Below are 9,073 nucleotides of genomic sequence, written 5' to 3' on the forward strand. Positions count from 1 at the left end.
ATTAATTCGGAAAAACAGCCCTGTATATTGCGCATGTCTGACAACGAAATCAGGTTATTGCCCCGGCCATCACGGCGCAGGATGAGATCCGCCACGGGGGGACTGCTGTAGTCCGGGCCACCAATGACCAGTGTCCCGTCGGGATCTAACCACGGCCAGACGCCGCGCGCGGCGGCGGCTCTTGCCAGGGTATCCCACGCCCGTTCGCCGGGTTCGATATGTATCCGGTCATTCCGTGTCATGTCACTCGCCTGAATACGAATGCGGGTGATGCCCAGCGGGCGGACGATGCTGGCAATCACTTCATCCAGATTTAACTGGCGGGCACTAAAGACAGGAGCGGCACAATCCACCAGAATGGCGGCGTCATCGCGGCCACTCAAGCTCAGGGTGACGCCCCGGCGGTAAACGTCCCGCGTCACGCTGTCCACCCGGCCGGACAAAATCACCGTGTCCCGGATTTTCACTTTGACCGGCGCACCGCGTACCGCATCCACCGGGAATACCCCATCAGGCAGGCCGAGCGATAATTGCCAGGCATCGGTGGCCTTCAGAAAATCGCTGTCGATACGGTAGTGCTGCCAGTCACTGTGGGCCTGGCCGTTCAATAACAGCACAGGTTTATCCTCGAATGGTACGGCTTTCTTATCGGGTATAGGCATTGAGGATATCTCCGGTTTTAATCGCGTTCGGGTCACGTAACCACGGATTCAGGCGGGCCAGTTCGGCGGCGCGGCCATAGTCGCCGTACCATTCATGCGCCAGCAAGTGCAAATTGGTGGTTGACGTGGTGACCGTGCGGCGGGTTAACGGCGGGCGGCGGTTCATGACGATGATCGCCAGGGTCTGCAATTCCAGGGCAATGTGTTTCAACTGGGACACCACGTCACGCCACAATAACCCCACTGGCTCGCTGTCTTCACTGATACGCTGGGTGCTGGGCTGGTATTGTGCCCGCACCTCAGCTATCGCAGTCAGAATGGCAGCCCTGACGGTATTGACGATGCGGGTGATATCATCCGGCGATAATTGGTCAGGCTGTACCTCATCAGATAAAATCGCGGTGGTCAGACCCGCCAGTTCACCGGCGGCCATGACCTGACAGAGCACGCTCAGATCGCGGACATCCTCCAGGCTGGCATCCACCGGCATGGGGACGGGGGCCGTTATATCACGCTGAACCAGCGCCGCAGGCAAGGCGGTTAACTGGTGTATGACCGCGATACTGTCCCCCCAGGCCGATAGCAATGTTGTCGCACTGACCCCCTGACTGAGGACAGCAGCCGTGGTTGCCGTCCCCGGCAGATAGCCCTCATTTTGGCTGCGCGAGGCGGATTGACGGGCGGAATAGGCCGGGCTGCCGGATGAACCGCTGCCGCCCGATGAATCTCTGTTACCCGAGGCACGCCCACTGCGCCCCAAATTGATCACGCCGGGGAATTTGAGATCCAGTAAATCCCCGATGCCCCCGGTGCGGACATCCAGAATGGACTGCAAATCATGGACAAACGCGCGGGGGTAGTTGAGGTAATCCACGCCCTGACTGATCACGCCAGCCAACTCACCGCGCATGAGGGTCAGGGTGTTTAACATACCGGACAGGGCCGCCTTGCCTTTGGCGAGATAGCGCATGTTGTTATGCACCGGTGCCATGACCTGATCAAACAAATCTGACGCACGCTCAGTCAGCCCGGTGATATGGTCAAACAGGCGGTCACCCAACTGCTCCGGGTGTGCCGAGCCGTGGAGTTTAGTGCCGGTTGTGGATTCCAGAAAAACCAGTTCCACATTGCAACTATCCGGCCCCTCGGCTTCATGCTGGATTTGGTACTCAATACAGTGTGCCCGGGGAATAGAGCCATAAATCGGGTGGATCAGTTCGCCCGCGCCGGGCGTGTCCAGCGCCTTAATCAGGGTATCCAGCTGACGTTTATAACGGTCACCCCACAGGAACGCAGACAGCCGGAAATTCCGCGCTTTACGGCCTAAATCCATCACGGTGGCCCCATCAATAAAGGGGTATTCATGGTCTTCATGATCACGGGCAACACTTTCCTGGGTATTGAGGACATCAAATTTCACCCCACGGAAGGCCGCGTCTTGCAGGTCATCACGCCAGCTCATGGATATAATCCTCCTGTTCCGCGCCCGGCGTCAGCCGCGTTATACTCATTGATGACTTCGGCCAGCGTTCGGCCATCCAGCAGTAATTGGGACGTAAATGTGATCGGGGGCAGGGGCTGAGATTTACTGTCCGGGAGCTTTTGAACCAGGTTAGTATTCGGTGCCCTGACAATTCCCGCTTTTTCGGCATCCTGTACCGTCACCGGGGCTTTTTTAATGGACAGTTCATCACTGGGACTAAACAGGGACTTAATATCATGCCAGGCGTCTTTTGCCCCGGCCGTGCCATAGTAGGCGGTTTCGAATTCGGTTAACTCCCGTCCCAGACGCTGGCGCACTTCGGCCAGTTTTTCCGCCTTGCCCTGGATCTGGATCAGGGGAAAATCCTGGGTGCCCTGATAGGCCGCCAGCCCGGTGCCAATCACCGGAATGGCCCGACCCGCTGGCGTGGATAACAGCCGTGACAGGCCGCCCGTCAAGCCACTGGTCGAGGTACGCAGCCAGCGGCTCACCCGCCCGAACCGGCCACCAGAGCCACTGCCGCCAGAGCCGCCGCCTGAAGCCGCCGTACTGCCGGGGGGAATGCCACTCCGGCCCGTGATAAATTTCAGGCCGGCAAAGGCCACGGCGGCGACCGTCATCGCCTCAATGGCCGTGGTGGCTCCGACCGCCGCCGTGGTGAGGTTCGGAAATTCTTTGCTTAACTCGGTGAATTTTTGCGAGAGATCCCCGACGACGGCTGACAACGGTTTTACCGCGTTCATTTCAGCAAAGCCTTTGGCATTTTTAGCCTGCTGGAGTTTAAACTCATTCTCATCCGCAATGACTGCAAAAGATATATCACCTTCACCCTGCCCTTTGGGCAGCGTTAATTGTTTGCGCACATCCGCCTGAACGTCGCTAATGAATTGACGATAGTTACGTATCGCCAACAGGGCCATCATGGCCTGTTGGTCAGCCATTAATCGACCAATAGACGAACTTTCGTATATCTTTTGTTGCGATTGTAATAACCGCTGATATTCCGGTGACTTCTGGTCTGTACTCGCCAGGGCTTTTTCTATATTGCGTAACTCCGGGTTTTGCGCGGCGATCTTGTCCGTCAATAAGACGAGGGTTTCCAGCGGATCAATGCCTTTTCCCCGCGCATCGGCCAGGGTTTTCGCAATATCGATACCATAACCATCAAATTTAATTCTGGCCGCCCGCCGGGATAAATCGGTACTGTTTAACTTAGCGATTAAGTTGCCGAGGTTATTGCCCGCTTCATCCGATGAGGCGGCATTTTTTTTCGCCCCTTGCGTATAGGAAAGAATTTTAACCAGTTCCTCCAGGCCTGCGTAGCCGTTTTCATAGGATTTTGACAAAATTTCCGGTAACCATCGGGCCATATCGGCAAACTCAAATGCTCCTTCCTGTCCTGCCCGGATCGCGGCATCCAGGGCTTTCATCATATCGTCGGCGCTGGTGATGCCATACCCTTTAAGCGATTCGATAACTTTGGCTAACTGCGCACCGCTGACCTCGGTGACCGTCGCATATTTTTGTAATATGGGCATTAACGTTTTGGTTTCATCAAAACTGAATGCCCCATTGGCTAACATTTCACTCAGTAACTCAGTGGCCTGCTCCTTGGTGCCGCCCCCGGTTTCAACCGACGTACGAATAATGTTATGCAGCTCGGCTTTGCCCGCTTTGCGGCCGGCGACATCCCGCTCATTAAAGGCGGTATTACTCAGGTACGCCAGCCGTTGTTCATAGCCCATCTGTTCTTTGACCGGCTTCGCCACGACCATCCCGCCCGCAACCAGTCCGCCGCCCACGGTCATCATTTTGCTGCCAAATGCCCCTAACTTTGCCAGCCGGCTGACGCCCTGCATTTCATTACGCAGGGCGGCGACACGCTGGCGCATGGCATCATAGGCCCGGCTTTGTTCGGCGATGGACAGGGTTTCGCTGCGGGCCAGCCGGTTATAACTGGCGATGGTGCGGGTGATTTCCCGCTGAATGGATCGTTCAGCGCGTACGCCCAGCGTTTCGCGGGCGCGGGCATCCCGGGCCTGGCGCCGCGCTTCGGCGGTCATCGCCTGTGACGCCTTGCGGCGCTGCTTCTGTTGACGGTTTTCACGCTCGGCGGCCTTGTCGGCGGCTTTGCCGGCATCCTCCGCGCCTTTGACCACATCCCGCAACAGTTTGATGATATTTTGCGATGCTGCATCACGGAACGAAACCGCCAGGGATATTTTGAGATCACGTGCCATATACATTAACCCCGTTGTATTATTGACTGTCTGGGTTTCTGACGCAGGGATTTAACCCGCTTGCGGTGTTTGTGTCTGGGGGCCGGCGCACCCTGTAGTTTCCCTAATGCCGCAATCCAGCCGTCCAGTTCGGGGCGGCTCATGGCCAGGATGCGTTCATGACTGAGACCGTATTGCCCGAGGGCAATACTGACCAGCATTATTCCGCTGCGGCGTTCGGTGGCGGCTGTCGCTTTTTTTTAACGGCGGCAATGGCCTGTTCCAGCACCTCAAAATCCTCGCTGGTCAGTTGATCCAGCAATAATTCGGTGGTGATATCAGAGACGGGAATGGTGCCCAGCGTGACCAGACACCGGGCGACCACCGCCATCCGGTAATGCAGATCCGCCGCATGCCCGTCAATGGTGCCGCACACGGACTCGGTTTCGTCCAGCGCCGCATAGCTCTGGCGCATGGTCGGCAGCCGGATTTGAAATTCATGGTGCACGCTGTCAGCGTGTTCAATGCCATACAGCAACGTGCCCGTTTGGGTTATCATTCGATGACCTCCCGTAATGCGGCCATTTTGATATCACGTTTGGCCTCATTATCGACGGTGTATTTCGCGCCCACTTCGGTCGTGAAACAGTCCAGATACGAGGTGCGGCGGCCCCCTTTACCCGTGACCGGGTACTGGGTGATTTTGACGCCCACCAGGTTGCCCCAGTCCAGATCACCCTCCAGCGGAATGACCACCGACAACGACAGGTCATAGGTGGCAATGCCGGAGGTGTACCCCTTGGCCCGGCCTGTTTTGTTCATGGTCTTGACCAGCTTGCGCCCGGTGTTGATTTGCACGTCCAAATCGGTGACCTCAATTTCACGGCCATCGACTTCCAGCACAATCGCGCCGACATATTCTTCTAACATGGGTTACCTCTTATAAATACAGGTCAATACGGCCGGCAAAGACGTGCAGGCCATTGACGACATCCGCCGGAATTTCCGCATCCAGCCGGTTCGGATCTTTATCGTTGCGTTCAACAATTAACTTGTCCTTGTTGGCTTCGACGTTTTCCAGAATCTCAGACTCTTCCAGCTTGAGCAGCACATCCAGCAACTCAGAGCGCACTTTCTGGCGTGTCCGCTCATTGAGTTTGTCACGGGGAAAACGCTGTGAAATGCGCTCACGGCACGCCTTACGGGTGTAATCCAGCGTGCGGAGGGTGGTGAGATCCAGCAGGGCAATATCATCCACCCCTTCGGCGTTGCGGGTATAGGTGGTAATGGCCCGCACAATCTGCACGCGATTCCCGGCACCGACCTCAATCGGCGTCAGGCCGTTATGCAGGGCGTTTTCCTGCTCGTTACGGCTGGCGCGGTGTGTTACAGGGGTAATATCCATACCCGCCAGGGGCAGGGTATTCAGCGGGCGGGCCGGGTCTTCCTCACTGGCAATCACGGCACCGTAGGCGGCAGCCAGTTCGGCGGGCAATTTTGCCGAACCGGGATACCAGCCCAGGGTCAGACGGCCAGCGTTAATTTCCCCCGCCAGCGTGGTGCCCGTTGCCAGAGTGCCTGTCCAGCCTGCGACACCAATGGCACCGCGCTGCTCCATCGCATTGCCGGTCTTATCCAGATGGGTGCGCAGGGCCAGCAGGGCCGTCTGGGTACTGAAGGGGGAAATAATGATTTGATGCCCGGCCGCAAAAACGGCGTCCAGTGCCGGCTGAATGTCGGGGTCATTTTCACCGCCGGCCATGCCGGACAGGGTGATACCCATGCCTTTGGCGGTACACCCGGCCTGGAGGTGAATGGCATTACCGAATTCCCCGGCCTGACGGGCGGTCAACGTGATGACGTAACGGGGCGTTTCGTCAGTGCCCTGATTGCGGGTCGCGGCCGTGACCGGTAATGCGGTTGCCGCCTCAACCGCTGCAACCACTGCGCTGTTGAGGATTGTCAGGCTGTCACCCGACTCGACGGCAATATCCAGGCGCTGGTCACCCACCCATAAATAGAGGGTACCGCTGCCGGTGGCAGCGCCGGTCAGGCTCAAGGTGGCGGTGGCGGCTTTACCTGCGGCGGCGGTTTCAATGCCAATCACCTGCAATTGCAGATAGCTGTTGGCCTGAATAGCAGCACGGGCCATCAGGTGCGCCAGTGAGCCGGCCCCGAACTGGCGGGCGGCCTCATTATCGGAATAGATATCCAGTGGGGTCAGTGCCGCCGCCTGCGCCTGCGCTCCCATCGGTGCGATAATCAATACCCGCTGCGGGTTGCCCGGCAGTGTCCGGGTGGCCATGCGGGTATTAAATTCAAAATACTTACCCGGCTTGCGGATGCTGGACGGAATAGTATCAAAACTAATCATGTTTCCTCGACTTACCCACCTTCGTCGTGGTGGGAACGACCAGCACTAAATCCCCCGTCGTGATTAACCGACGGTAATAGGCGCTATCCGGCACCGTTACGGGTTCAGATTCAATGTAGCGCCGCGACTGGTTTTCCAGCGGGACACGCAGCCCCGTCGCGGCAGTCACCATTAATGTATTCATGGCTTTTTCCTGAGATTCACTAAATCGGCCGGATCATCGGGTGATCCCATACCGGGCGGGTCGTAACGCATACCCACCCGTAACAGGTCAGGGTCGGGTTTGGACAGGTGACCCCGATATTCGTTGTACAGCCAGTCAGGGTGTGCCCGGTCATCCGTCTGGACAGGCCATGCCCCCAACGCCAGAGCGGTCTCCAGCCATTGGGTATCAAACTCGCAGGCGAAGACCGACAGCGCCCGTTCAGCGACCTGCGTATTAAACAGGGTACGGACACGACCCGGCACCAGGGGATTGATTTTCAATCCCAAATCCTGCCCGGTCAGTAATCGCCTGACCGCGTAGACCAGGCGATAACACCCGACCTCGTTGACGTTAACGCCACCCTGGCGGGAGGCCGCTTCACTGCGGGTGCTGTAATCCCCGACAATCACGACAAATTGTCCGGTCGGTTTGTACTGGCGTTTGGACACGCTGAATGGCTCGGTTTTGCTGATACCGCCAAACGTGACCCACACCGCCGGTAACACGCGCACAATCCGCCCCACATCCTCGTCGATTTCCCCGCCGTAACTGGTCACGGTACGGGTCAACTTACCCAGCCCGTCAGTCAGTCGCTGACAAATGGCCTGTTCTATCTGGGTGATCAAAAGGCACCTCCGCCTGTCGCATCACGGCCGAACTGGCGGGGGCTGCTGCCAAACGCCATTTGCGGGGTGGGCTGGATAAGTTGCCCGTTATCCGCCCGTCCCAGGCTGATTTGTCCGGCGGCCACTTTTTCCAGAAAACGCATGGCATCTTCATAACGCAGGCGAATTTCGTCCGACATCACCCGATGGGCTGTCGTCAGGTGGTAACGGGCGATATCACAGCAACGGCCGACCAGAATGCGCGGGGTATCCGGCCACGGCGTGGCATAGCGCCCGACCAGATAACCGTCAATTTCGGCACTGGCGCGGGTTAAGGCGGCATTCATCACCGGCTCATCAATTTGTCCCGTTATGTCAGGGTCACAGAGATTGATACATTCTTGCTCACCAAAGGCTAAGATCATGTCGTGCTGGGTGGCGTACATGGTCAGGGTTCCTCTTTAGCCGGCTTCGCGCCCTTTTTCAGGGCCGCCAGGTCTTTTTTCAGGGCATCACGCTCTGCGGTCACGGAATCCAGTTCGGTGGTCAGGCGTGAGACTTCCTCAGTCAGTCCGGCAACCTGAGTCTGGCTATCAGCCCCCGGTGACTGCACATCTGCCTCATTGACGACGGACACCACCAGCATCGGATCGGCTTGCAGCTCGCGTAGTTGTGCAGCGGTAAAACGATCATCCGGGTAGGACGTGGTGTTGTCGCTGTGGGCGATACCACAGCGGCGAAAGTCCGCCACTTTGGCAGTAATTAAAATCGGCATTATTGTTCTTCTCCGGTAGAGCCATACGCCAGTTGCCAGAAACCGTAACCGCCTGCGGCACGGGCTTCAGCCCCAAACTTGTATTGGCGGCGGGTAAACACGTCGTCACTGTCCAGGCTGGTTTGTTCCACCATGACCGGGGCTTTACGCTCCTGATAAATAATCGGTTTGATGGATTTGGTGGTATCCAGCAGATACCAGCGGCTGTCATGGGTCAGGCGCGGCTCCACGACCACTTCAGCCGTGCCTTTAAACAGGTTAACCTTGCCATCTTCCAGCCTGTCGGCGGTCATCAGGGCGCGGGCGGTGTATTCCAGGGCAGGCGGCACCAGCAAAATATTGGGGTTGATATTGAGCGGGCGGCCGTCATCGTCAGTAAACTGGCGCATGGCCGTACGGGCGGCACCGTAGGACGCCTGCGCTTTCGCCATCGATGCAATAGACAGCGCCTTTTTCCCTTTGTTGGACACCGACCTTGTGCCGACCGGATGATCACGGTCAAAAAAGTACTGTTTGTCGTAGCACGGGCGTTCAAAACCCATATTGACCAGGGCAAAGACAATGTCATCTGGCAGGGCAGCCGCCGATTGCCCGGCGCTTCTGGCCTGAATGGCATACTGTCCGGTCTGGTCGTCTTCAATATCATTGCGATCCACTTCAATGGTCGCTTCCCAGTCATCGTTCTCGATGGTGTATTTATGCCCGGACAGGGATTTCACCACTTTTTCACCGACCCATTTGCGCATGGCC

Annotated in this window: 12 protein-coding genes; all 12 read right to left on the reverse strand. The window is 57.4% G+C overall.

The window, feature by feature from the left end; all coding sequences use genetic code 11:
- A partial coding sequence (locus AAY47_RS10885; protein WP_047769761.1) for a phage baseplate assembly protein occupies positions 1 to 662 on the reverse strand: 662 nt, incomplete at its 3' end.
- Positions 646 to 2,124 carry a DNA circularization protein gene (locus AAY47_RS10890; protein WP_047769763.1) on the reverse strand — a complete coding sequence of 493 codons (1,479 nt, stop codon included), beginning with the start codon at positions 2,122 to 2,124 and terminating at the stop codon, positions 646 to 648. The genes AAY47_RS10890 and AAY47_RS10885, both read right to left, overlap by 17 nt.
- A complete protein-coding gene (locus AAY47_RS10895; RefSeq protein ID WP_160300199.1) occupies positions 2,121 to 4,385 on the reverse strand; it encodes a phage tail tape measure protein in 2,265 nt (754 codons plus the stop codon). The genes AAY47_RS10890 and AAY47_RS10895 overlap by 4 nt, the downstream gene beginning before the upstream one ends.
- A gap of 5 nt (positions 4,386 to 4,390) precedes the next feature.
- Positions 4,391 to 4,585 (reverse strand): hypothetical protein, encoded by a 195-nt coding sequence (locus AAY47_RS10900; protein WP_047769743.1) that lies wholly within the window; start codon positions 4,583 to 4,585, stop codon positions 4,391 to 4,393.
- Positions 4,585 to 4,923, reverse strand: coding sequence for a hypothetical protein (locus AAY47_RS10905; RefSeq protein ID WP_047769767.1), 339 nt, complete (start codon positions 4,921 to 4,923; stop codon positions 4,585 to 4,587). Before AAY47_RS10905 ends, AAY47_RS10900 begins: the two co-directional genes overlap by 1 nt.
- Positions 4,920 to 5,294 carry a hypothetical protein gene (locus AAY47_RS10910; RefSeq protein ID WP_047769769.1) on the reverse strand — a complete coding sequence of 125 codons (375 nt, stop codon included), beginning with the start codon at positions 5,292 to 5,294 and terminating at the stop codon, positions 4,920 to 4,922. Before AAY47_RS10910 ends, AAY47_RS10905 begins: the two co-directional genes overlap by 4 nt.
- Before the next feature lie 10 nt (positions 5,295 to 5,304).
- On the reverse strand, positions 5,305 to 6,738 hold the full coding sequence (locus AAY47_RS10915) for a phage tail sheath C-terminal domain-containing protein (protein ID WP_047769771.1): 1,434 nt from the start codon (positions 6,736 to 6,738) through the stop codon (positions 5,305 to 5,307).
- Positions 6,731 to 6,922: a DUF2635 domain-containing protein gene (locus tag AAY47_RS10920; RefSeq protein ID WP_047769772.1), complete on the reverse strand. Its 192-nt coding sequence runs from the start codon at positions 6,920 to 6,922 to the stop codon at positions 6,731 to 6,733. Before AAY47_RS10920 ends, AAY47_RS10915 begins: the two co-directional genes overlap by 8 nt.
- Positions 6,919 to 7,569: a DUF1834 family protein gene (locus AAY47_RS10925; protein ID WP_053014260.1), complete on the reverse strand. Its 651-nt coding sequence runs from the start codon at positions 7,567 to 7,569 to the stop codon at positions 6,919 to 6,921. The genes AAY47_RS10920 and AAY47_RS10925 overlap by 4 nt, the downstream gene beginning before the upstream one ends.
- Positions 7,566 to 7,994, reverse strand: coding sequence for a gp436 family protein (locus tag AAY47_RS10930; protein WP_047769749.1), 429 nt, complete (start codon positions 7,992 to 7,994; stop codon positions 7,566 to 7,568). The genes AAY47_RS10925 and AAY47_RS10930 overlap by 4 nt, the downstream gene beginning before the upstream one ends.
- 2 nt (positions 7,995 to 7,996) lie before the next feature.
- A complete protein-coding gene (locus tag AAY47_RS10935) occupies positions 7,997 to 8,323 on the reverse strand; it encodes an HI1506-related protein (protein ID WP_047769775.1) in 327 nt (108 codons plus the stop codon).
- A partial coding sequence (locus AAY47_RS10940) for a Mu-like prophage major head subunit gpT family protein (protein WP_047769779.1) occupies positions 8,323 to 9,073 on the reverse strand: 751 nt, incomplete at its 5' end. The genes AAY47_RS10935 and AAY47_RS10940, both read right to left, overlap by 1 nt.

Origin of the sequence: Xenorhabdus griffiniae (genome assembly GCF_001028135.1) — a bacterium.
Classification (GTDB): Bacteria; Pseudomonadota; Gammaproteobacteria; order Enterobacterales; family Enterobacteriaceae; genus Xenorhabdus; species Xenorhabdus bakwenae.

What these genes read in the sequence shown, in the direction of transcription:
- AAY47_RS10920 (WP_047769772.1), bottom strand. Translation starts at nt 6,922, where the DNA reads ATGAATACATTAATGGTGACTGCCGCGACGGGGCTGCGTGTCCCGCTG.
- AAY47_RS10935 (WP_047769775.1), bottom strand. Translation starts at nt 8,323, where the DNA reads ATGCCGATTTTAATTACTGCCAAAGTGGCGGACTTTCGCCGCTGTGGT.
- AAY47_RS10910 (WP_047769769.1), bottom strand. Translation starts at nt 5,294, where the DNA reads ATGTTAGAAGAATATGTCGGCGCGATTGTGCTGGAAGTCGATGGCCGT.
- AAY47_RS10895 (WP_160300199.1), bottom strand. Translation starts at nt 4,385, where the DNA reads ATGGCACGTGATCTCAAAATATCCCTGGCGGTTTCGTTCCGTGATGCA.
- AAY47_RS10905 (WP_047769767.1), bottom strand. Translation starts at nt 4,923, where the DNA reads ATGATAACCCAAACGGGCACGTTGCTGTATGGCATTGAACACGCTGAC.
- AAY47_RS10900 (WP_047769743.1), bottom strand. Translation starts at nt 4,585, where the DNA reads ATGCTGGTCAGTATTGCCCTCGGGCAATACGGTCTCAGTCATGAACGC.
- AAY47_RS10890 (WP_047769763.1), bottom strand. Translation starts at nt 2,124, where the DNA reads ATGAGCTGGCGTGATGACCTGCAAGACGCGGCCTTCCGTGGGGTGAAA.
- AAY47_RS10915 (WP_047769771.1), bottom strand. Translation starts at nt 6,738, where the DNA reads ATGATTAGTTTTGATACTATTCCGTCCAGCATCCGCAAGCCGGGTAAG.
- AAY47_RS10930 (WP_047769749.1), bottom strand. Translation starts at nt 7,994, where the DNA reads ATGTACGCCACCCAGCACGACATGATCTTAGCCTTTGGTGAGCAAGAA.